A 21889-nucleotide genomic window follows, 5' to 3' on the forward strand; every position below is an offset into this window, starting at 1 on the left:
AGCCGTGAGGTCGCGGAGCGCGGGCGACGAGGACGTCCGCGGCTATTTAAGTTGTCGCGTATTGCGAGTCGATTATTGACAGGGATGGCAATAATCTATCACGAGCATCGTGACACGCTTGGTGTTTTTTGGCCGGCGCTTGCAAATCATCAATTGTCAGCTTTAGTGGCAATTGCAATCGTATGGTTTTTAACGATCGTGAATATTCTGGGTGTACGCAGCGCTGGATTTACTCAACTAATCACGACAATTTTAAAGCTTATTCCAATATTGTTCATTGGTGTTGTGGGGTGGTTTTATATTCATCCACATTATTATACTCAGGATTACAACGTCACATCGCCTCATGTTAACAATTTTACCGCGGTATCGATTGGCGCTGCACTGACGTTTTGGGCGTTTATTGGTTTGGAGTCTGCCACAGTGCCCGCGGATTCTGTAAAAAATCCGCGACGCAATATTCCATTGGCTACTATTATTGGCACGCTGATCGCTGCGATCACGTATATTGCAAGCTCAATTGCGATTATGGGAATGATTCCAAGCAGTGTTTTACAGCATAGCACTTCACCGTTTGCCGATGCTGCTAAAATTATATTTGGGAATTGGGGACGCGATTTCATCGCGATCGGTGCTATTATTTCTTGTTTTGGTGCTTTGAATGGTTGGACCTTATTACAGGGCCAAATCCCAATGGCTGCTGCCAATGATAATTTATTTCCTAAATTTTTGGGTAAGTGTAATTCACAAGGGGTGCCTGCCATCGCTTTGGTCGTCACATCGTTTCTCGAGACACTTTTATTATTATTAACAGCCTCCAAAAATTTAGTCACTCAGTTTGAAATTATTATTTTATTGGCGACGTTCGCGACATTGATCCCTTATTTGTATACAACCGTTGCTGAGATTGTCTTGCTAAGAAGTACAGGTGAAAAACTCACGAAAAAATCGTATATGCAAATGGGGATCGCAATTTTTGCTGGTCTGTTTTCATTTTGGGCCATTATGAGTTCTGGGAGAGATACTGTTTTTTATGGCGTCATTTTGTTGCTAACGAGTGTTCCTCTGTATGCATGGTATGTGAAAAAAGTAAAGTCGAAGGAGAAATGAGATGTCTGTTAATTTAAAAGGCCGTCATTTTTTAACATTAAAAGATTTCACTTCTGGAGAAATAGAATATTTATTGGATTTATCGCGTGACTTAAAGGAAAAAAAACGCATGGGTGTAAAAGGCGATACAATGTTTGAAAAAAGCATCGTGTTAATATTTGATAAACCTTCAACACGCACTCGCTGTGCGTTTGAAGTGGGCGCACATGATGAAGGAGCCGAAGTAAATTTTTTAACAGACAGTCACATGGGTCATAAAGAATCGATCGAAGACACTGCAAAGGTGTTGGGTCGTATGTTTGATGGTATTGAATTTCGTGGTTTTCATCACGAAACGATTGAGAGTTTAGCGCAACACGCAGGCATTCCAGTTTGGAATGGATTGACCGATCAATATCATCCCACGCAAATCCTTGCTGATTATTTAACCCTTCGAGAAAAACTCAATAAACCACTGCATAAAGTCAAAATGGTGTTTGTGGGCGACACACGAAATAATATGGGCAATTCCCTCATGATTGGTGCTGCTAAAATGGGCTTGCATTTTGTGGGATTGGCGCCGAAATCTCTTTTTCCAGATCCGAGTTTGGTTGAACAAATGCAAACGGTGGCAAAAGAGACGGGGGCGACTATCGAATTCACCGATAATATTGATGAAGGTGTGAAAGACGCTGATGTGATTTATACCGATGTGTGGGTGTCGATGGGCGAAGAAGATAAATTTGCAGAGCGCATCAAATTATTATTGCCCTATCAAGTTAATATGAACATGATTACAAAAACAGGTAATCCCGACGTGCTTTTCATGCATTGTTTGCCTGCTTTTCACGATGCTCATACCGAAGTGGGAAAGCAAGTCGCACAAAAATTTGGATTGAAAGAAATGGAAGTGACCGACGAGGTTTTTCGCAGTCGTCATTCAATTGTATTTGATCAAGCGGAAAATCGTTTACATACTATCAAAGCCGTCATGGTTGCAACCATCGGCAACGTTTAGCGGAGTTTTTATGTTTAATGTTCAATCAGAAATAGCATCTTTAAAAAAAGTGATGCTGCATCGTCCTGAGGAATCGCTAAAACGATTGACGCCAACAAATTGCAAAGATTATCTTTTCGATGATGTGCTGTGGCCACAAAAAGCAGGTGAAGAGCATGATGTGTTTGCTTCCATCTTGCGTGAAAATGGGGTGGAAGTTTATTTGCTGACGGATTTACTGCGCCAAACGTTAGTGAATCAGGAGGCTAAGGAATATCTCATTAATAATATGCTACTGCATGCCTACCATGGCTCTGTGGTTGAACATTTATTGCGAGAATTTTTTCTGCACTTACGCCCTGATGAATTAACGCGTGCATTGCTGGGTGGATTCACTGTTGAAGATGCGGGCTATCATCCGATGGGTTTGGCAACTCGTGTCGCGCATCCCGAAGATTTTATTTTACCACCATTGCCTAATCATTTATTTACGCGTGATAATTCCTGCTGGATCGGTAATGGTGTTTCAATCAATTCCATGGCTTATCCTGCTCGACGACCTGAATCGATGAATCTCGCGACAATTTATAAATATCATCCCATGTTTTTAAGTGAAAAATTTAACATTTGGTATGACGGCAGTGATATCACACAACCGATGCCGAGCATCGAAGGGGGTGACGTGCTTGTCATTAGTGCTGACACAATATTAATTGGTATGGGTGAACGCACGAAACCACAATCGGTGGAAGCATTGGCAAAGGTGCTGTTTAAACACAATGTGATTTCTCGTGTGATTGCTATTGAATTACCCAAAGCGCGCGCTTCCATGCATTTAGATACCGTGATGACAATGATCAATCACGATACGTTTTGTGTGGCTTTTCCAACGGATAATATACGTTCCTGGTCGATCACACCCGATTCGAATCAAAATGAACTTGTATTTACCGAAGAAAAAGATATGTTTAAAGCGCTCGCAAACGCATTAGGTGTTTCTAAGTTAAGACTCATTCATCCAGGTGGTGATAGTTTTGCCTTACAACGCGAGCAATGGACTGATGCGAGTAATTTATTAACGATTCGGCCAGGTGTGGTGATTGCTTATGAGCGTAATGTAGAAACGAATGCAAAACTCCGTAAAGAAGGTGTCGAGGTGATTACCATTCCGGGGTCTGAGTTAGGTCGTGGTCGCGGGGGCTCGCGCTGTATGTCATGTCCTATGTTGCGTGAATAAGATATAGTGTTATTAAACATGAATCGGAGTTAATTCCATGTTACTGGTTATTGCATTAGGGGGTAATGCGCTGCTACAGCGAGGTGAACCCTTAGAGTCAGATTTGTTGCGCAAAAACGTCAAGGTTGCAGCAACAGTTATTGCAAAAGCAGCAGAAGAACACGATATTGTGATTGCACACGGAAATGGTCCACAGGTGGGTTTGTTAGCATTACAAGCAGATGCCTATAAAAAAGTGCACCCTTATCCGCTTGATATTTTAGATGCTGAAAGCCAAGGCATGATTGGTTATTTATTGCAGCAAGAAATCGGCAATTATTTGCAATCAAAATCGGTGGCAACATTGTTGACACAAGTTTTAGTTGATGCGAAAGATCCAGCATTTCAATCCCCGAGCAAGCCGATTGGGCCTGTGTATACTGAGTCGCAAGCCAAAGCGATTCAACAGGCACACGATTGGATCTTAAAACCGGATGGACAGTATTTTCGGCGCGTTGTTCCCTCGCCAAAACCGCAACATATTTATGAATTGGATGCGATCAAACTATTATTACAAGCAAACACGATGGTGATTGCGGGTGGAGGTGGTGGCATTCCGTGCATTAAAACAGGAGATAAACAATTAAAAGGTGTTGAGGCAGTGATCGATAAAGATTTAACAGCGAGTTTATTAGCCCGACAATTAAAGGCAGAGTCGCTAGTTATTTTAACGGATGTTGATGCTGTTTATGAAAACTGGGGAACATCTGCAGCAAAAGCAATTCATAACATTTCATCAAAAACATTGCGGCAATATCAATTTGCAGCAGGTTCGATGGGTCCAAAGGTCGAAGCTGCTTGTCAATTTGTTGATGCAACGTTGCGACCCGTCATGATTGGTAAGCTCTCAGACTTAAATGAAATTCTAAAGGGTAAGGGAGGCACATTGATTACTCATTAGTTTAATACAAAAAAAAGAGGCCAAGAATCCATAGCGACATAGCATCGCTTATGAATATTCTAAGCCTCACTTTATCTCATTTTCCATAAAGATAAATGTAAAAGCCTGTTCGACTCAACGTTTGTAACAACCCTGTTTGAATAACATCCGGATGTTTATCAACGTGTCCTTATTGAGTTACTTGCTTTGGCTTGTCTAAGCTTGGTTATTTATTTTTCTTAAATGCTGCGAAAATAACCCACAAAGCACCTAAGCCGATGAGCACATAAATGGTACGTAACAATGCAGGTACTTTACCAAATATGCCAGCAAGTACGTTGTAGTCAAACACACCCATGTATCCTGTGTTTAATCCTCCGATTAATAGCAGGACCAGGGCAATCCAACCAACTGTACCTAAGCTTTTCATGGCTCGTCCTCCTTAAGTTGTTTATATTTAGTCCCTTATACCTGAACTTCCTCTCTTAATTATAGTAGAAAAATTGTACATACTTTACTTGTTGATTTACATGAATTTTTCATGCTTTGTAAGCAACTACATCTATTTCGATCTTGGCATCCACGACTAACGATGAGCAAACGGTTGAACGGGCTGGTGGGTTATCTCCAAAATGTTCGGCGAATACTTTATTGAAGCTCCAAAAATCTCGCTCGTCATCTAACCAAACATTAACTTTTACAACGTCTTTCATGGTGTAGCCATATTCTTCGAGGATTTTCTTGATATTTTCGATTGCTTGATGTGCTTGTTTGACGATGCCGCCACTAACGATTTCACCGTTTTCATCCATTGCCACTTGGCCTGAGACGTATAAAAAACCGCCTGCCTGGACTGCTTTAGAAAAAGGAAGTTTTTGTCCGCCTGCGCCGGATGAGCCCGATGATCCAAATCGCTTAATTGACATAAAAGCCTCGTATGAGTTGTAAGAGTTGTTTAGTTATATTGTAATTTAAAATATAGTCTGAACAAAGGCATTCAGTGCGTCAAGGTTGTGGCGAGCGTGATATAATCTCGTGTGAAACGTGATGATGAGGGGCTCTATGAACATTGATGATCTAGAAAAAAGCTTAATCGATCCGTTAACCAAAAACCTTCCGTCTATTGAAGGTGAGTTGCATCGTGATAAGATCGCTGCTCAACATTGGAATATATTGCGTGAAGACTTGCCATTACCGCTAGCTGTCTTGAGGCAATCAAAAATATTAAACAACGCCAAGTGGATGCAAAATTTTCTCTCGAAAACAGGTGTGTCAATTGCTCCACATGGAAAAACCACCATGAGTCCACAGCTATTTAAAATACAAATGGACACTGGAGCCTGGGGAATAACGATTGCAACCCTACAGCAATTGCGAGTTTGTCGTCACTTTGGTATTGATCGCATTTTAATGGCAAATCAATTAATGGGTAGGAAAGCTATTCGCTCTGTGTTGAACGAACTCAAGCGCGATCCAAACTTTGAATTTTATTGTATTGTCGATTCTGTTGCCCATGTGAAAATGTTGCTTAAAGAGGCGCGTGAAGTAAATGTGGGTCGGCCGTTAAATTTACTGATAGAAATGGGTGTTGAAGGTAAACGAACGGGCTGTCGTTCTATTGATACTGCATTTGAAGTTGCTAAAGCTGTGAATCATTCCTTTCCACTGTTAGCATTGTGTGGTGTTGAATGCTTTGAAGGTGTGTTGGTATCCGATGATCCGCATCAAGATGCAGAAAATGTCTCGCATTTATTGGATAAGTCTTTCGAGTTAGTAAAAAAATGTCAGGAACACAAATTTTTTAACACAGATAAAATAATCATGAGTGCAGGTGGTTCTGCGTATTTTGATATTGTATCGCGACAATGGTCAGAAAAACTGTTGGCCAAAAATATCAAGGTTGTGCTGCGAAGTGGTTGTTATTTAACGCATGACTCTGTGTTTTATCAGCGTTTATTTAGCTTATTAGAAGAGCGGGTGAGCCAAACAGAATCGCTTTCCGGACAATTAGAGCCTGCTTTAGAGGTATGGGCGTATGTCCAATCTCGTCCAGAAAAAAACTTGGCGATACTCAATCTCGGAAAACGTGATTGTTCTTATGACATTGATCTGCCTGTGCCAAAGCTTTGGTTTAATTCAAATCAACACAAATGGCCTGAAATAATATCTCATGAAGACTATCATATTTTTAAATTGGATGATCAGCATGGTTATATGCGCATACCAGTGTCATCTGAAATGAAAGTGGGTGATCTAATCGGATGTGGGATTTCGCATCCCTGCACAACGTTTGATAAATGGCGAGAATTGTTTCTAGTTGATGACAATTATAATGTTGTCTCCATGATTAAAACATTTTTTTAAGAGAATTTTATGGCAGCAGATCAACAACGGTATGATCTTATTTTGCGTAACGGACTCATTGTGGACGGAACAGGTGCGTCAGCTATTAAAGGAGATATTGCTATAACAAATGGAAAAATTGTTAAGTGTGGCGAATTAAAAGATCTACAAGCGCGCTATGAAAAAGATGTTTCTGGTTTCATGGTGTGTCCTGGATTTATTGATGTTCATGCGCATGACGATCGTGCCATATTGTCCTCTCCCGATATGTTGCCGAAATTAAGCCAAGGTGTTACCACTGTGATTTCTGGAAATTGTGGTATCAGTTTGGCACCGTTAATTCTCGAACAAAAACCACCGCCGCCTTTAAATGTATTGGGTGATGAAAGTTGGTATCGATTTAAGCGAGTTGCAGATTATGTAGAGGCTGTTAATGAAACCCATCCTAGCATTAATATCGCATTATTGATCGGACATTCCACGTTGCGCATGAGTGCAATGAAAGATCTCTCTAAAAAAGCAACTACGCAAGAAATCGATCTTATGCGGCAACGGCTACATGAAGGCTTAACCGTAGGAGCCATTGGTTTTAGTACCGGATTATTTTATGCCACCAATAAGGCAGCAGATATGCAAGAAGTGGTGGCATTAGCTGAATTATTGGCTGACATGGGAGGCGTTTACACCACTCACATGCGTGATGAATTTGATGGTGTGGAAGAGTCCTTAAAAGAATCCTTTGAAACAGCAAGGCTTGCTCACGTACCGTTAGTGATTTCACATCATAAATGTGGTGGTCCTAAGAACTGGGGTCGCAGCGTCGATACGTTACGATTAATTCATCAAGCACAACAGCACCAAAAAGTAGGCCTGGATGTTTATCCATATATCGCAGGCTCAACTATTATCATTCCCGATTTAGTCGATGGAGTGATTCAAATTTTAATTACAGGATCATCGCCACATCCTGAAATGACTGGGAAATATTTGAGTGACATCGCTAAGGAATGGGGTTGTAGTGAAAAAGAAGCGGCAAAGCGTTTGTTGCCCGGTGGTGCATGTTATTTTCAAATGGATGAGGGCGATGTGCGTCGTATTTTAAAATTCCCAAGCACTATGATTGGATCGGATGGATTGCCTCATGATTGTCATCCGCATCCTCGTTTATGGGGAGCGTTCCCGCGAGTGATTGGACATTATGCCAGAGATTTACAATTATTTACGCTTGAAGAGGCGGTGAGGAAAATGACGTCCTTGCCCGCAGAACAATTTGCTCTAAAAAATCGTGGTATTTTACGCGAGGGTGCTTATGCAGATATTGTGGTGTTTGATCCGAATACCATTCTTGATACCGCTACATTTGAAAATCCTACACAAACGGCGCGAGGCATTGAAATGGTGATCGTCAACGGAAAAATTGCATGGCAAGACGGCGTCGAAACCGGCGCCCGCTCAGGGTGTTTTATTCCTCAAGGGGTGCATCGGCACGAATGATGTAGGGTTCAAATAAATGTCTAATGCCTTGTTGCCGGTGCGATAAAGCTACAAGACATTTTATAGATTTCAATTGCTTGCCAGTATGAGAGGAGATTTGTGCTTTCGGCAAAAATCCTTAACGGTTAATTACGATATGAGATTCTCGCCTTGAGTTTTCCAAGTCTGTAGCTGAAGACGTTATCCTGTGATAAGGCTTTGTTGCCTAACCTCACGGCTTTGTCTGTGTCGCAAAATTTAGGCGCAACGATAACTCGCCGGCATTCCTAGCCGTGTCATTTTATTTAACACACCACAACCGATCATTGATTCGATTTTTTGCCGTACAAAATCTCGAGCATGTAACGTACTACCCAATATTCTTTTGTAGCGTTGAATCGCCAACTCTGAATAATTCCGATAACCGTATTGTCTTATTCGTTGCCAAGCCATTCGGCCCAATGCTTTTAGTTGCTTAACATTACCATTACGTTGTGTATGATTATTTTTATCATAAACAGCATCACTATCAGGCGGAATTATTATAGCGGCTCCTTTAAAGTAATTTGATAATATTTCATAAACAGGATTCTTATCGTAGGCACCATCGGCGCTGACATGGCCCACTTTGCAAGTAAGTTGCTTTGATAACGTTGCAACGCTTTGGCAATCCGCCGTAAAGCGATCCGTTAAATCATTACCATGAATAATATGTTTATTATCAACGGCTATATGCAATTTACGCCAACTCCGTTTGGCTGATAATGTATATGTTTCCTGATGCCATTCACCTCTGCCAAACCGTTTTAACCCAGTGGAGTCAAGGGCGATAGCCACAACGCTTTTATCTGCCGATTCCGTTTTCCTGTAACGAGGCGACTGAATAGTTAAAAGCGCTAACCGTTTTGACAAGCAACTGTAATCCGGTGATTTTATATTAAGGGCTTTCATCTTGAAAATTGAATTCATAAACCCTTGACATTGCCTCAACGCTAAACGAAAAACTTGCCGAATTTCATGGCACGTAATGATCGCAAGATCCGTGAACTTTTGGGGTGCACCTTTGCCATCATACACACGATCTTTTTCATACCACGAATGAATAATATCATCGGATATCCAGATTTCAATATTGGCACGATTGCGTAATGCATTATTATATTCACGCCAATTGCTCACCTTGTATTTCTGCTTGGGAATCGTCCAGCCTTTTTTGTTTGGATATTTATTTGGCATATGAACCGCCTTCTGCTTGAAAACCCTGGGGTGCTGATTATAATATAGACAGCAAAAATTACATAGATTGTTCATGTTTTAGTTAGGCAACAAAGCCATATTGTATTTTCATCATGCTATCCCAACAATTTGCTACCGACAAACCATCGCTAATCGCATCGGTAATACTACTGTATTCACGTTCAAAGTATGGCGATTCACATAATTCTATGGGTGTTTTGCAGCGATGGCCATGGCTTGAAAGGGCATCGAGTAAATTCATATTGGCATCGCGTCGCGCGGGGAAGATGTTGTAGAGGAATGTACGGAATTGTTTTAGTTTTTCTGTCGCTAACATCGTTTGTTCCTTATTTTATTTTTTCGAACAAACGTTGTTTACAACGTAAAATTTTTTTTCGGTTTCTATGTCAAGCAATTTTTAATTATTTTTATAAATTTATCCAAAGTCCAATATCAGAAGTACTGGCTTTTATTGCTCCCTCAATCAATTTCTCAACACACGCAGCGTGACCGTTTTGAGCGGCCGTGCGTATTGCATAGGCAAGGTCCTGCTCAAAGGACCCTGCTAATAACATTTGTTCTAGAAGGGCGTCTCTTCTATCAGAAGTACTAGCTTTTATTGCTCCCTCAATCAATTTCTCAATACACGCAGCGTGACCGTTTTGAGCGGCCACGCGTATCGCATGGGCAGGACCCCGCCCAGAAAGTTCTGCTAACAACATTTGTTCTAAAAGGGCATCTCTTCTATCAGAAGTACTGGCTTTTATTGCTCCCTCAATCAATTTCTCAATACACACAGCGTGACCGTTTTGAGCGGCCGTGCGTATTGCATGGGCAAGGCTCTGCCCAGGAAATTCTGCTAACAACATTTTTTCTAAAACATCGTCTCTTTTATCGGAAGCACTAACTTTTGTTGCCCCCTCAATCAATTTTTCAATACACGCAGCGTGACCATTTTGAGCGGCCAAACGTATCGCATAGGCAGGCCCCTGGCCAGGAAATTCTGCTAACAACATTTTCTCTAAAACATCGTCTCTTCTATCGAAAGTACTGGCTTTTATTGCTCCCTCAATCAATTTCTCAATACACACAGCGTGACCCAACGTTGCGGCTATAATTGTCAGTCCATTCCTGTCAGAATCTTTTAACGCTTCTACATCCAACTCTTTGAACAAGGCAGTAAAAAAACTTCGCGCTCTCGGGTATTTTTTTATGGCGCTTACTATAGCAGCCTCACCCTCGATATTTTTAGCGGATAAAATATCGTTTCTTAAAGGAGTGCTATCAATTAATTGCTTGTAAACACCACTCGTAATACACTCAATGCAGATGTTAAAAAAGTCATCCTCACTAGCCTGCTTATTAAAATCGAGAGCGTCTGTTAGCATCTCTACAAATAAATCTGCATTTATACTAAATGCATCCTTTAAATCAAGCGTGTCGCGATGCTCGTGATAGATTATTGCCATCCCTGTCAATAATCGACTCGCAATACGCGACAACTTAAATAGCCGCGGACGTCCTCGTCGCCCGCGCTCCGCGACCTCACGGCTCGACTACGCACGGGCTCTCAAATGACTTGACGGCTCGTAAAGATTTTTTGCAGTCGCTTACGCTCGGCAAAAAATCCGAGCCTACCGCGGAATACGCGCCTTCGCTTCGCTCTCCATGGCGCGCATCGAGGGATAAGAAAAAAAAGATGGTTTATAATATGCTTCGCTCTTTATCTTTAAAGGAGCATCTTGTCCAATACCTTCATCTTTAAGAAATTTAAAGTACAGCAATTCCAATAAATTGGCGGGAGTCGTTGTTATGATTTCTTTGTGGATAAAATTTTCATTATAAAGCTTTTTAAATACGATTAGCTTCACCTTGCCCCAACTCATATCTCGGATAGTGCTTGTATCCTCCTCTATTAAAAAATAATCTGATACCGTTAAATACCTGTCTGTCGCATCATCGAAAAAGACTTTGTTCAGTATACTTACAATTTCATTGTAGTCATCAAACTGATAACCTTGCTCATCAGTCTTTTCACCAGAATAATGATTTGATATCAAAGTCAGCAATTGCTCGCAAGCTAGTATAGGAATTGTAAAAGGAGTGAAATCTTGAAAAAAATTGTTTAATAAAGTCTGTTTAATAAAAAATGTGTTTAAATAACCATAATATGCAGCGTCCTTATTTCTAGGGCGGATAGCATATCCATTTATGCTCGCAATATTCGTGATAGTATTTTGAGCATGCACCTCATTTGTTAAACGTGCAGCCGTCTTTGCAACAAGAGACTCTCTAATAAGCTGTAACAGCTCCAAAAAATTTTCAGGACGAGAAAAAGAAAGGATAACCTCATTACATCTATCATGAAAACCAGCAGTACAATAAACAATTCCCTCAGATAATTTATCTATAATACAAGCGTGTCGCGATGCTCGTGATAGATTATTGCCATCCCTGTCAATAATCGACTCGCAATACGCGACAACTTAAATAACCGCGGACGTCCTCCTCACCCCCGCTCCGCGACCTCACGGCTCGACTACGCACGGGCTCTCAACTGACTCGACGCCTCGTAAAGATTTTTTGCAGTCGCTTACGCTCGGCAAAAAATCCCAGCCTACCCCAGAATACGCCCCTTCGCTTCGCTCTCCATCGCGCGCATCGGATGCTTTGCTATCAGTATCACTATGACTATGTATATGATCACCAATAAGCCATAATGCTTCTACGAGCATCTTTTTTTGTGGCTATGTAGAACTATCACCAACATGCCTAACAAAATTTTCCTGGAAATCTTCAGGCAGGTCAGCAAACATTGAAGCAAGTTGATCGATCGCTATATCTGTAGGCACCTCAGCATCTGACACACTCTTCAATGAAGTTAATTGAAAGGCCATTTCTTCGTTTAATCTATCCATTGCATATTGACTCAATTTAAATAGTTTATGTTCCAACATCACGCAGATATGCGATAATCAAAAATACGCCTATAATCTTTGGTTTATATTAAGATAGAGACTTTTGGATGAGTATATTCTCCAATTATAATACCTGCTGCCCGGAATTCATTAATGATCAGAAAAAATAATCAAATACCTACATAATGCACCCTGTCTTTTCATGACATCATTTACATAATAATGAGCCAAAGAAAAATTAAATAATGTAGTTAAATCGAAGGAAAATCTCTCTTGAAGCTTGTGTCACTATAGGCATAGGTACACGAAGCAGCAAGTTTTTCTCCCGAATTAAAAAATGCGCAAAACGAGCCTGTTGTTGGCTGTAGATCTTCAAAACATGAAACGACATCATTTATTTTTTTTCTTGCTAGTTAATAGTAAGGATGCTCATTCAATCTGGATTGCCACTGATTACGATTAGCATAGGTCTCTTCCTTATTCTCCAGATTCAACAATCAAGAATTAAAATGAAGCTCATATAAACGCTGATATTCGTCACGACATTGACCTCCTTCAATAAGATCAATAGCAATCGATGCGCGCCATGGAGAGCGAAGCGAAGGCGCGTATTCCGCGGTAGGCTCGGATTTTTTGCCGAGCGTAAGCGACTGCAAAAAATCTTTACGAGCCGTCAAGTCATTTGAGAGCCCGTGCGTAGTCGAGCCGTGAGGTCGCGGAGCGCGGGCGACGAGGACGTCCGCGGCTATTTAAGTTGTCGCGTATTGCGAGTCGATTATTGACAGGGATGGCAATAATCTATCACGAGCATCGCGACACGCTTGCTGTATTAATGCCAATTTATTTGACAACTCTGGCATTAAAGCACTAACCTCGATCAAGCAAGAAGCACGTCCTTTAGGATCTAAGTCAGGAATCCGATTGTGCCAAAACTTTAATAGCTTTTGAATATCATGAATTTCTGTTGAATCCGTATCAATGGAAGCTGCCATACATTTAGCTTTAATAGTATTCTCTAAAAAACCTTGAACAATTTTAAATAGTTCATCCGGTACCTCCTGAGTATAGAAGTTAAAGCAATTAAAACTTAAATCAATCTGATCAAACAGTGATTCAATATCCAGCCAATAATCTTGTGACACGCCGCCTAATATTACTTTTAAAATGTCTTCTTTAAATAAATTAAAAACCTCTAATGATCCGTTTAATTTTGGAAGCAGGGTATTGTTGCGCTTAATCAAAATCGAAAGGCTCTCATAAATAGCTTTTATTCCGATTTCAGGTATGTAGTTGTTATCAAGATTAATGGTTAAACCGCTGGGGATACCCCCACTTTCCAACGCTTCAGCAATGTATTGGGCTCCGCCTAAGCCAAAATTATTATTAGAAAGATCAATCGACAAGCCGCTAGGAGAGCTACCACTTTTTAATGCTTCTGCAATGTACCGAGCTCCTTCTCGCCCAATGTTATTATACAAGCGTGTCGCGATGCTCGTGATAGATTATTGCCATCCCTGTCAATAATCGACTCGCAATACGCGACAACTTAAATAGCCGCGGACGTCCTCGTCGCCCGCGCTCCGCGACCTCACGGCTCGACTACGCACGGGCTCTCAAATGACTTGACGGCTCGTAAAGATTTTTTGCAGTCGCTTACGCTCGGCAAAAAATCCGAGCCTACCGCGGAATACGCGCCTTCGCTTCGCTCTCCATGGCGCGCATCGACTGAGATCAATGCTTAAATTGTTTGGGGCATTCCCACTTTGTAAAGCCTCTGCAATGTGCCAAGCTCCCTCTTGGGCAATTTTATTAAAACAAAGATCCATATTTAAATCATTTGGCGCATTACCGCTTTTTAATGCCTCTGCAATATGCTGGGCTCCCTCTCGCTCAATGTTATTAAAACCAAGATCAATGGTTAAGTCGTTTGGAGCGTTCCCGCTTTTTATTGCTTCTGCAATGTGCCAAACTTGCTCTGAGCTAATATTATTAGAACTAAGATCAATACTTAAGTCATTTGGAGCGTTCCCGCTTTTCAATGCCTGCGCAATATCCCGAATTTCCTCTGAACCAATGTGATTAAAACTAAGATTAATAGTTAAGTCACTTGGAGCCCCGCCGCTTTTCAAAGCCTCTGTAATTTGGACTTTGGATAAATAAAATCCCTTGCCAGTTAGGACAATAATCAAAAAATGTGAGTTTCTAAATCTTAACCTGTTTTTTGCAGCAATTCGTAGAATTGCTCAGGTGTAAAATTTATTTTATCCAACCATGATTTTACTATCCCAATCAAATCCTCTATTTTTTCAGGGTCTGAGTTTTGCGTCTTTTCTTCAGTCCTCTGAATCGTTTTAATTTTTGAGTTGCTATTTTTGAAAATAGCAGGATGTCGCGTGCGTTTCCCCTGCGTATCACCTTTGGTTCTGCCTTGCGGATTACCGCGTGGTTTGCAGAGATTAGCAGGCGTGCCAACGGTATCAAGCACCGTAGAAAAACCCCGTTGCGTTTGTGAAGGGGTCGCAGTTATTGATGGTTTTTCGTTATCCACTTGGAAGCTCGGCAAATACCGCTCCCATTTTTTCGGTAAAATCGGGGCAAGATTCCTCGCTAGATAAAGTTGCGTATACGCTAATGCTGTCATCCGCCACCAATCTTCTTCGTGCTTAACATCCGGTGTTTGGTATCGGTCAAATAACAGTTTGTCTTTACCAAAACGAAACAAGCGTGTCGCGATGCTCGTGATAGATTATTGCCATCCCTGTCAATAATCGACTCGCAATACGCGACAACTTAAATAGCCGCGGACGTCCTCGTCGCCCGCGCTCCGCGACCTCACGGCTCGACTACGCACGGGCTCTCAAATGACTTGACGGCTCGTAAAGATTTTTTGCAGTCGCTTACGCTCGGCAAAAAATCCGAGCCTACCGCGGAATACGCGCCTTCGCTTCGCTCTCCATGGCGCGCATCGGTAGTGTTCAATGTCATAGCGTCTATCGTAATAGTGATACGCTTCTAATGCTGTGATTTCATTACGTCGTTCACCAGCGAGTCCTAACCAGAGTGGATTTTTATATAAAGATTTACCGTTAGCATCAACCGCAACCAATTGCACAACAGTAACAGGATGCTCATATCCTTTAAATTGCTTTGAACCACGCAGTAATTGGTCACGCCATATTTTAATCTCCAATTGGTAAGTTTTGCCACTGCGGGTTGTAATGGGTTGCTGCACAATCTCATCGGATTCACGGTGAGTCGTGCTGTCGTTTAGTTTCATCGCATCACCATAGCGTTTTATACTTCCTGAGGTATTATCTTCTATTGATGCGGGCGCGAAAACATTACGGGTACTGTTAAAACGGAAAAGATGTACCCAATTGGGATTTTCGCTAACCAGTTTACGGCAAGCTTCTGTACCATATTTTGAATCAGCCACGCTAACCACCAATTTATGAGTAAGCGCTAAGTCTGCAATACAACGGTTAATTTGCTGCATCCCAACTACATTGCCTTTTTCATCGCTTTTAACGCGCCTCGTATCCAGTGGAACTAACCAATGCTTTTCTTGAGCTGCACCATCATTGGGCAATAGTGATACCGTTGAATATTCATGTCCAATGGTAATCGGTTTGTTACCCGGTGCTGGATTAGGGCTGTAAACCACATGGCGATCTTCAACACAGTGTGCACTTTGACGCGACTGTGGTGTCGTATCCGCAATAATGATCACACGGTCATCGCTATGACTCACATGTTCATATTGTATTTTCATCATGCTATCCCAACAATTTGCTACCGACAAACCATCGCTAATCGCATCGGTAATACTACTGTATTCACGTTCAAAGTATGGCGATTCACATAATTCTATGGGTGTTTTGCAGCGATGGCCATGGCTTGAAAGGGCATCGAGTAAATTCATATTGGCATCGCGTCGCGCGGGGAAGATGTTGTAGAGGAATGTACGGAATTGTTTTAGTTTTTCTGTCGCTAACATCGTTTGTTCCTTATTTTATTTTTTCGAACAAACGTTGTTTACAACGTAAAATTTTTTTTCGGTTTCTATGTCAAGCAATTTTTAATTATTTTTATAAATTTATCCAAAGTCCAATGTAATGTCTCTCACTTTTCCCGAACTGAGATTGTTACAACAAAAGTTAAGGGTTAAACCACTTGGTGCCTCACCGCTTTTCAACACCGCTGCAATGTTTCGAACTTCCTCAGAACTAATGCGGTTAAAACTAAAATTAATGGTTAAGTCGCTTGGTGCCTTCCCGCTTTTTAACACCTCTGCAATGTTCCAGACCCCCTCCGAAGTAATGCTAGTAAACCTAAGATCAATGGTTGAACCATTTAGCGCGTTGCCAAAGTTAACCATCTCAATAAACTCATCCAGCGTCATAATTATAAATCCATTTTGTGTTTTATAAAGCACGCCTCATAATATAGAGGCGTCTTAAAAGAGTACTTTTTGTTAAGATTAAAATTTTCTTAAATAAAAAGAAATATTACGGTAGGTTTTACTTGTTTTTTTGAGTAAAGATGCTCATTATCTGATTTTAATAGGAAGATTAAATCCTCTATCATCAAGCAGCTCATTTTTCTGATTAATCCAGCCCAATTTTTTTAAAATTTTTAGTGTCCTGTGCCCACTCTCTTCCAGCGCATGGTGAAAAACATCTTGTAGCGTCAAGTTATCCTCCTTTCGATGTGCATTATAAAGCCGTGACCGTCTAAATAACCCAAAACAACCTTGCTTAGATTTTCTGAATTCTTGATCATACTCCACTTTAAAAACTTCAAGGCATACTTTTTCATGTAGCCATTCTGAGGGTGATATCCGTCTTAACTCTGCTAGCAGGCCTTTTTGCTTCAAAAAGTCACGAAAATTATTGGCTAACAAATAATGCACCTCTGTTGTCGGGTGGACATCATCCCAAAACATATACCCTGGTGCTGGTGAGGTGCGGGCTCCTGTGATAGTAAAATTACTGGACTTTGTATATGCTTTTTTCAACAGGCCAGGGTTTATTGATGTCGTATCGTAAGTAAAATCTCCCTGGCCATAATAAACCTGAGTAAAAACCGTATTAATGTCATATAAATCTATAGTGCAGTGCTGAGCATATTTCTTTGCTAGCGCTTTCATTTGAGTCACTAATTTTTTATTAAAGTACTTTATAACGGCCTGCGCATTTTCTCGATCAGCTATACTTTTTTCTTGATATCGCGGCGTCAAAGAAATATCTGGCATGTTGACTAGGACAAATTGCCGATATCCACTAGCGACCAATGCTTCAAGATTTTGTATTCTTTCTTGGATTATTCTATCTGCTTCAACAATGGTGGGCTTTCCGTTAACGGTAATTAGGTCATTTGCGCCAGACCACTCTATTACTAGCGTTGTTGCCTTTTCAGATGGTGAAACACCATATTCCCTATCATTTCTCAGCACTAATGCCCGCTTTTCTGCTAATGTTGCAACGGTTAGTCGAGCACCTTCTTCTGCCACATGAAAAGTAATCTTGCGGCGATAATCATAAGCCGTTAACCCACCTTCAGCATAACTTCTAGCAACCAATTGCTCTTTAAACATCGCCTTTTTATCATCATTTAAAGTGTAGTCTGGGTGGAGGCGTCCAGTAATAACTTGGTCTGAAACATCATCGATATTTGGAACCCCCCTGTTCCATTCTGAATTATAACGTTGTGTAATGATTTCATCTGAAATCATCTCAGCATCAAAAACCATGCTTTTTGATCTTGTTAAAGCACTTCTTTTGTTTTGCTGCATCTGTTTTTCTTCTTGCTCATTAATGGTCTCAGAAATCAAATAGTCTGCCCAGGTGTAGCCATTGGTAAACCGACCACGTGGTGAATTTTTCGATAATCCAGATAACCAGCGCATTGGAAGAAAACCGAATACATTTCGGTGATCTAATGATCCGCGATCCGTCAAGCTATCACCAATCATGAGATATTGATGCACCGCATAAACGGGATGTGATTTTTTCTTTGATCTAAAAAAACGATAATGCATAGGAATCAATTCTTACTGTAAAAAGGCTCGCTTGCCCTCAATGGAAATTCTCCCAAGAGAATATTAATGTTTCGTTAAAAATAGAATAAATTTTGGGGGTTATTTCTATATAAAAATTCATGATTGAAAAAAATGCTTTACCGTTTCCTTAAATTATGTATTCAACTTACTACGAAATCGGCTGTAAGCAAAATAAACAATGAACCCTAACGCCATCCAAATAATAAAACGAATCCAGGTTTCTCCTGGCAGATTAATCGTTAAATAGAGGCAAGAGAAAATACCTAATATTGAAATGACTGGAAATAAAGGCGTTTTGAATGGGCGGTGCATATTGGGATACATATAACGTAAAATAATCACACCCGTACACACAATAGCAAATGCTATCAACGTACCAATGTTTACTAATTCTGCGAGCTCGCTGATAGGAATAAGCGCTGAAAAAATACTCACAACACACCCTGTACTGAGGATTATTCTAACCGGCGTTCTTGTTTGTGGATGGATATGTTCAAAATATTTTGGTAACAAATGATCTCTCGCCATTGCAAGAAATACCCGCGTGAGCCCATAATACATAACAAGAATCACTGTGGTTAAACCTGCAATGGCTCCGACCGCAACTAAACCAGCAATAACCCTTGCGCCCACCTCTAATAATGCATGACTGATGGGTGAGCTAACATTTAATGAGGTGTATGACACCATGCCGGTCAACAATCCTGAAACAACGATGTATAAAAGCGTACAGATAACGAGCGAGGCGATGATACCAATGGGCAAGTCACGCCCCGGATTGACGACTTCGTCTGCCGTGGTTGACACAGCATCAAAGCCAATATAGGCGAAAAATATTAACGCCGCACCAGACATTACCCCCTTCCAACCGAAGGGGGCAAAAGGATGCCAGTATGCTGGGTTAAAATGTTTAATGGCTACAATAATAAATACCGCAATAACTAAAAGCTTGATGGCGACCATCGTAGCATTAAATCGCGCACTCATTTTCACACCAATAGCAAGCAATGCCATGACCAAAAGTACGATGATCAATGCCGGCAAATTTAAGATACCACCATCTCCAGGAGTGTGTAGCAGAGCATAGGGAATGTGCCAACCAATTGAGAGTAATATTGAATGAAAGTAATGGCTCCATCCCGAGGCTACCGTTGAAACGGATAAGGCATATTCTAATAATAAATCCCAGCCAATAATCCAAGCAGGCAATTCACCCAACCCAACGTAAGCATAATTATAGGCGCTGCCACAGCCGCCAATGCTAGAAGCAAGTTCGGCATAAGACAACGCAGCAAAACCGCAGGCCAGCCCTGATAAAACGAATGAGAAAATAGTGGATGGCCCTGCTTTAGTCGCCGCTGCAATACCAGTGAGCACGAAAATACCGGCGCCAATGATTGCGCCAATACCAAATAGCGTTAAGTCCCAGGCACTCAAACAGCGCAGCAGGTCACTATGAGCCTCGTCATGGGCTATGTTTGGTTTTTTGCGTAGTATGCTTTTAAACATCAGTCCCTTAATCACCCCACAGAAAAGAACGTCCATCTTTGGCTAATCTGAACGCTCTCAAAGTTTTTAACGGCTTTGTTGCCTAACCTCACGGCTTTGTCTGTGTCGCAAAATTTAGGCGCAACGATAACTCGCCGGCATTCCTAGCCGTGTCATTTTATTTAACACACCACAACCGATCATTGATTCGATTTTTTGCCGTACAAAATCTCGAGCATGTAACGTACTACCCAATATTCTTTTGTAGCGTTGAATCGCCAACTCTGAATAATTCCGATAACCGTATTGTCTTATTCGTTGCCAAGCCATTCGGCCCAATGCTTTTAGTTGCTTAACATTACCATTACGTTGTGTATGATTATTTTTATCATAAACAGCCGATGCGCGCCATGGAGAGCGAAGCGAAGGCGCGTATTCCGCGGTAGGCTCGGATTTTTTGCCGAGCGTAAGCGACTGCAAAAAATCTTTACGAGCCGTCAAGTCATTTGAGAGCCCGTGCGTAGTCGAGCCGTGAGGTCGCGGAGCGCGGGCGACGAGGACGTCCGCGGCTATTTAAGTTGTCGCGTATTGCGAGTCGATTATTGACAGGGATGGCAATAATCTATCACGAGCATCGCGACACGCTTGATCACTATCAGGCGGAATTATTATAGCGGCTCCTTTAAAGTAATTTGATAATATTTCATAAACAGGATTCTTATCGTAGGCACCATCGGCGCTGACATGGCCCACTTTGCAAGTAAGTTGCTTTGATAACGTTGCAACGCTTTGGCAATCCGCCGTAAAGCGATCCGTTAAATCATTACCATGAATAATATGTTTATTATCAACGGCTATATGCAATTTACGCCAACTCCGTTTGGCTGATAATGTATATGTTTCCTGATGCCATTCACCTCTGCCAAACCGTTTTAACCCAGTGGAGTCAAGGGCGATAGCCACAACGCTTTTATCTGCCGATTCCGTTTTCCTGTAACGAGGCGACTGAATAGTTAAAAGCGCTAACCGTTTTGACAAGCAACTGTAATCCGGTGATTTTATATTAAGGGCTTTCATCTTGAAAATTGAATTCATAAACCCTTGACATTCGATGCGAGCCATGGAGAGGCGAAGCCGATGGCGAGTATTCCGCGGCAGCCGCCGATTTTTGACAGAGCGGAGTGCCGAAGGAACGGAGTTCCGTAGGCAGCGTAGCGAGTGGCAAAAATCTGTAGGCGGCGTCGAGTCATCTGGAGACAGTGCGCAGTCGGCCGCGAGGTCGCGGAGCGCTGTCGACGGGGACGTCTGCGGCTATTTAGGTTGTCGCGTATTGCGAGTCGATTATTGACAGGGATGCCAATAATCTATCACGAGCATCGCGACACACTTCGCCTCAACGCTAAACGAAAAACTTGCCGAATTTCATGGCACGTAATGATCGCAAGATCCGTGAACTTTTGGGGTGCGCCTTTGCCATCATACACACGATCTTTTTCATACCACGAATGAATAATATCATCGGATATCCAGATTTCAATATTGGCACGATTGCGTAATGCATTATTATATTCACGCCAATTGCTCACCTTGTATTTCTGCTTGGGAATCGTCCAGCCTTTTTTGTTTGGATATTTATTTGGCATATGAACCGCCTTCTGCTTGAAAACCCTGGGGTGCTGATTATAATATAGACAGCAAAAATTACATAGATTGTTCATGTTTTAGTTAGGCAACAAAGCCAAGATGCGGCGTGTTTACGTGCGCGGATTGAACAAAATTGAGAGCACACGCTAATTTTTTTAGGACTTTTTTTAGGAAAATGGTAGTTGAAAGAAAAATAAACAAAACGAATGGGCTTTATCATATTGTTTTATAGTGATTAATTGGCGGGCCCGGACGGATTCGAACCGCCGACCGCCTGGTTCGAAGCCAGATACTCTATCCAACTGAGCTACGGGCCCATAATTTTTCGATATCTTCCGTACATCCCTGTACTAATATATACATACTTCTCTATGCACACGGCCACCCATCCATGGGCGGCGCTCAACGGGCAAAAAGATTCACTGGATCTTTTTGCTGGGCCGTTTCGCCTGAGCTACGGGCCCATAATACCGTCTAAGAAAGC

General features: G+C 41.6%; 22 protein-coding genes, 1 tRNA gene and 1 pseudogene. 7 read left to right on the plus strand and 17 right to left on the minus strand.

Going from position 1 to position 21889, the window contains the following annotated elements; all coding sequences use genetic code 11:
• Positions 1 to 84 precede the first annotated feature (84 nt).
• The 4 genes from ACJMKR_RS07785 to arcC are packed head-to-tail and all read left to right on the plus strand — an operon-like array spanning position 85 to position 4263.
• Positions 85 to 1110, plus strand: coding sequence for an amino acid permease (locus tag ACJMKR_RS07785; protein ID WP_423062579.1), 1026 nt, complete (start codon positions 85 to 87; stop codon positions 1108 to 1110).
• Position 1111: 1 nt separating this feature from the next.
• Complete coding sequence (gene argF, locus ACJMKR_RS07790) at positions 1112 to 2107, plus strand: ornithine carbamoyltransferase (protein ID WP_423062580.1); 996 nt, start codon at positions 1112 to 1114, stop codon at positions 2105 to 2107.
• A 10-nt stretch (positions 2108 to 2117) separates the two neighbouring features.
• Positions 2118 to 3323: an arginine deiminase gene (locus ACJMKR_RS07795; RefSeq protein ID WP_423062581.1), complete on the plus strand. Its 1206-nt coding sequence runs from the start codon at positions 2118 to 2120 to the stop codon at positions 3321 to 3323.
• A 37-nt stretch (positions 3324 to 3360) separates the two neighbouring features.
• Positions 3361 to 4263, plus strand: a complete 903-nt coding sequence (gene arcC, locus ACJMKR_RS07800; protein WP_423062582.1) for a carbamate kinase — start codon at positions 3361 to 3363, stop codon at positions 4261 to 4263.
• Between the two features lie 205 nt (positions 4264 to 4468).
• On the opposite strand, the gene ACJMKR_RS07805 is transcribed toward arcC, so the two are convergent.
• Both ACJMKR_RS07805 and ACJMKR_RS07810 read right to left on the minus strand, forming a co-directional pair.
• Positions 4469 to 4672, minus strand: coding sequence for a DUF378 domain-containing protein (locus tag ACJMKR_RS07805; RefSeq protein ID WP_423062583.1), 204 nt, complete (start codon positions 4670 to 4672; stop codon positions 4469 to 4471).
• A 109-nt stretch (positions 4673 to 4781) separates the two neighbouring features.
• Positions 4782 to 5168 (minus strand): RidA family protein, encoded by a 387-nt coding sequence (locus ACJMKR_RS07810; protein ID WP_423062584.1) that lies wholly within the window; start codon positions 5166 to 5168, stop codon positions 4782 to 4784.
• A gap of 136 nt (positions 5169 to 5304) precedes the next feature.
• Here ACJMKR_RS07810 and ACJMKR_RS07815 point away from each other — a divergent pair, with 136 nt between their 5' ends.
• Together ACJMKR_RS07815 and ACJMKR_RS07820 are read left to right on the plus strand one after the other, a co-directional pair.
• Positions 5305 to 6606, plus strand: coding sequence for an amino acid deaminase (locus ACJMKR_RS07815; RefSeq protein WP_423062585.1), 1302 nt, complete (start codon positions 5305 to 5307; stop codon positions 6604 to 6606).
• A 9-nt stretch (positions 6607 to 6615) separates the two neighbouring features.
• Positions 6616 to 8079 carry an N-acyl-D-amino-acid deacylase family protein gene (locus tag ACJMKR_RS07820; RefSeq protein ID WP_423062586.1) on the plus strand — a complete coding sequence of 488 codons (1464 nt, stop codon included), beginning with the start codon at positions 6616 to 6618 and terminating at the stop codon, positions 8077 to 8079.
• A 237-nt stretch (positions 8080 to 8316) separates the two neighbouring features.
• Here ACJMKR_RS07820 and ACJMKR_RS07825 read toward each other — a convergent pair whose 3' ends face one another.
• The 3 genes from ACJMKR_RS07825 to ACJMKR_RS07835 all read right to left on the minus strand — a co-directional run bounded on the left by ACJMKR_RS07825 (position 8317) and on the right by ACJMKR_RS07835 (position 10763).
• Positions 8317 to 9294 (minus strand): IS5 family transposase, encoded by a 978-nt coding sequence (locus ACJMKR_RS07825; RefSeq protein WP_423062587.1) that lies wholly within the window; start codon positions 9292 to 9294, stop codon positions 8317 to 8319.
• 82 nt (positions 9295 to 9376) lie between these two features.
• A complete protein-coding gene (locus ACJMKR_RS07830; protein WP_423062588.1) occupies positions 9377 to 9631 on the minus strand; it encodes a hypothetical protein in 255 nt (84 codons plus the stop codon).
• A gap of 91 nt (positions 9632 to 9722) precedes the next feature.
• Positions 9723 to 10763, minus strand: a complete 1041-nt coding sequence (locus ACJMKR_RS07835) for a hypothetical protein (protein WP_423062589.1) — start codon at positions 10761 to 10763, stop codon at positions 9723 to 9725.
• Positions 10764 to 10873: 110 nt separating this feature from the next.
• On the opposite strand from ACJMKR_RS07835, the gene ACJMKR_RS07840 reads away from it, so the two are divergent.
• Entirely contained in the window at positions 10874 to 11059 is a 186-nt protein-coding gene (locus tag ACJMKR_RS07840; protein WP_423062590.1) for a hypothetical protein, read from the plus strand.
• A gap of 982 nt (positions 11060 to 12041) precedes the next feature.
• Here ACJMKR_RS07840 and ACJMKR_RS07845 read toward each other — a convergent pair.
• The 12 genes and pseudogenes from ACJMKR_RS07845 to ACJMKR_RS07900 all read right to left on the minus strand — a co-directional run bounded on the left by ACJMKR_RS07845 (position 12042) and on the right by ACJMKR_RS07900 (position 21722).
• Complete coding sequence (locus tag ACJMKR_RS07845; protein ID WP_423062591.1) at positions 12042 to 12251, minus strand: hypothetical protein; 210 nt, start codon at positions 12249 to 12251, stop codon at positions 12042 to 12044.
• A gap of 458 nt (positions 12252 to 12709) precedes the next feature.
• Positions 12710 to 12889 (minus strand): hypothetical protein, encoded by a 180-nt coding sequence (locus ACJMKR_RS07850; RefSeq protein ID WP_423062592.1) that lies wholly within the window; start codon positions 12887 to 12889, stop codon positions 12710 to 12712.
• A 72-nt stretch (positions 12890 to 12961) separates the two neighbouring features.
• Positions 12962 to 13690: a hypothetical protein gene (locus ACJMKR_RS07855; RefSeq protein WP_423062593.1), complete on the minus strand. Its 729-nt coding sequence runs from the start codon at positions 13688 to 13690 to the stop codon at positions 12962 to 12964.
• Between the two features lie 731 nt (positions 13691 to 14421).
• Complete coding sequence (locus tag ACJMKR_RS07860) at positions 14422 to 14934, minus strand: hypothetical protein (protein ID WP_423062306.1); 513 nt, start codon at positions 14932 to 14934, stop codon at positions 14422 to 14424.
• 135 nt (positions 14935 to 15069) lie between these two features.
• Complete coding sequence (locus tag ACJMKR_RS07865) at positions 15070 to 16209, minus strand: transposase (RefSeq protein ID WP_423062305.1); 1140 nt, start codon at positions 16207 to 16209, stop codon at positions 15070 to 15072.
• Positions 16210 to 16308: 99 nt separating this feature from the next.
• On the minus strand, positions 16309 to 16614 hold the full coding sequence (locus ACJMKR_RS07870; RefSeq protein WP_423062594.1) for a hypothetical protein: 306 nt from the start codon (positions 16612 to 16614) through the stop codon (positions 16309 to 16311).
• A 147-nt stretch (positions 16615 to 16761) separates the two neighbouring features.
• Positions 16762 to 18252 carry an SGNH/GDSL hydrolase family protein gene (locus ACJMKR_RS07875; protein WP_423062595.1) on the minus strand — a complete coding sequence of 497 codons (1491 nt, stop codon included), beginning with the start codon at positions 18250 to 18252 and terminating at the stop codon, positions 16762 to 16764.
• 153 nt (positions 18253 to 18405) lie between these two features.
• Positions 18406 to 19782, minus strand: coding sequence for an APC family permease (locus ACJMKR_RS07880; protein ID WP_423062596.1), 1377 nt, complete (start codon positions 19780 to 19782; stop codon positions 18406 to 18408).
• 114 nt (positions 19783 to 19896) lie between these two features.
• On the minus strand, positions 19897 to 20262 hold the full coding sequence (locus ACJMKR_RS07885; RefSeq protein ID WP_423062597.1) for a hypothetical protein: 366 nt from the start codon (positions 20260 to 20262) through the stop codon (positions 19897 to 19899).
• A 72-nt stretch (positions 20263 to 20334) separates the two neighbouring features.
• The gene (locus ACJMKR_RS07890; protein WP_423062598.1) at positions 20335 to 20883 is read right to left on the minus strand and encodes a transposase; all 549 of its coding nucleotides are present in this window, start codon (positions 20881 to 20883) and stop codon (positions 20335 to 20337) included.
• Between the two features lie 266 nt (positions 20884 to 21149).
• Positions 21150 to 21404, minus strand: a pseudogene (locus ACJMKR_RS07895) (transposase); the annotation flags it as partial.
• A 241-nt stretch (positions 21405 to 21645) separates the two neighbouring features.
• Positions 21646 to 21722, minus strand: a tRNA-Arg gene (locus ACJMKR_RS07900).
• Between the last annotated feature and the right edge of the window lie 167 nt (positions 21723 to 21889).

It is taken from the genome of Candidiatus Paracoxiella cheracis (assembly GCF_049348705.1).
Classification (GTDB): domain Bacteria; phylum Pseudomonadota; class Gammaproteobacteria; order Coxiellales; family Coxiellaceae; genus Paracoxiella; species Paracoxiella cheracis.

Excerpts from the sequence above, each read along its gene's own strand:
- ACJMKR_RS07875 (WP_423062595.1), bottom strand. The coding sequence starts at position 18,252 with ATGCATTATCGTTTTTTTAGATCAAAGAAAAAATCACATCCCGTTTAT.
- ACJMKR_RS07795 (WP_423062581.1), top strand. The coding sequence starts at position 2,118 with ATGTTTAATGTTCAATCAGAAATAGCATCTTTAAAAAAAGTGATGCTG.
- ACJMKR_RS07810 (WP_423062584.1), bottom strand. The coding sequence starts at position 5,168 with ATGTCAATTAAGCGATTTGGATCATCGGGCTCATCCGGCGCAGGCGGA.
- ACJMKR_RS07830 (WP_423062588.1), bottom strand. The coding sequence starts at position 9,631 with ATGTTAGCGACAGAAAAACTAAAACAATTCCGTACATTCCTCTACAAC.
- ACJMKR_RS07835 (WP_423062589.1), bottom strand. The coding sequence starts at position 10,763 with ATGGCAATAATCTATCACGAGCATCGCGACACGCTTGATTTAAAGGAT.
- ACJMKR_RS07785 (WP_423062579.1), top strand. The coding sequence starts at position 85 with ATGGCAATAATCTATCACGAGCATCGTGACACGCTTGGTGTTTTTTGG.
- arcC (WP_423062582.1), top strand. The coding sequence starts at position 3,361 with ATGTTACTGGTTATTGCATTAGGGGGTAATGCGCTGCTACAGCGAGGT.
- ACJMKR_RS07815 (WP_423062585.1), top strand. The coding sequence starts at position 5,305 with ATGAACATTGATGATCTAGAAAAAAGCTTAATCGATCCGTTAACCAAA.
- ACJMKR_RS07845 (WP_423062591.1), bottom strand. The coding sequence starts at position 12,251 with ATGTTGGAACATAAACTATTTAAATTGAGTCAATATGCAATGGATAGA.
- argF (WP_423062580.1), top strand. The coding sequence starts at position 1,112 with ATGTCTGTTAATTTAAAAGGCCGTCATTTTTTAACATTAAAAGATTTC.
- ACJMKR_RS07890 (WP_423062598.1), bottom strand. The coding sequence starts at position 20,883 with ATGGCTCGCATCGAATGTCAAGGGTTTATGAATTCAATTTTCAAGATG.
- ACJMKR_RS07865 (WP_423062305.1), bottom strand. The coding sequence starts at position 16,209 with ATGTTAGCGACAGAAAAACTAAAACAATTCCGTACATTCCTCTACAAC.
- ACJMKR_RS07805 (WP_423062583.1), bottom strand. The coding sequence starts at position 4,672 with ATGAAAAGCTTAGGTACAGTTGGTTGGATTGCCCTGGTCCTGCTATTA.
- ACJMKR_RS07880 (WP_423062596.1), bottom strand. The coding sequence starts at position 19,782 with ATGTTTAAAAGCATACTACGCAAAAAACCAAACATAGCCCATGACGAG.
- ACJMKR_RS07870 (WP_423062594.1), bottom strand. The coding sequence starts at position 16,614 with ATGACGCTGGATGAGTTTATTGAGATGGTTAACTTTGGCAACGCGCTA.
- ACJMKR_RS07825 (WP_423062587.1), bottom strand. The coding sequence starts at position 9,294 with ATGCCAAATAAATATCCAAACAAAAAAGGCTGGACGATTCCCAAGCAG.
- ACJMKR_RS07820 (WP_423062586.1), top strand. The coding sequence starts at position 6,616 with ATGGCAGCAGATCAACAACGGTATGATCTTATTTTGCGTAACGGACTC.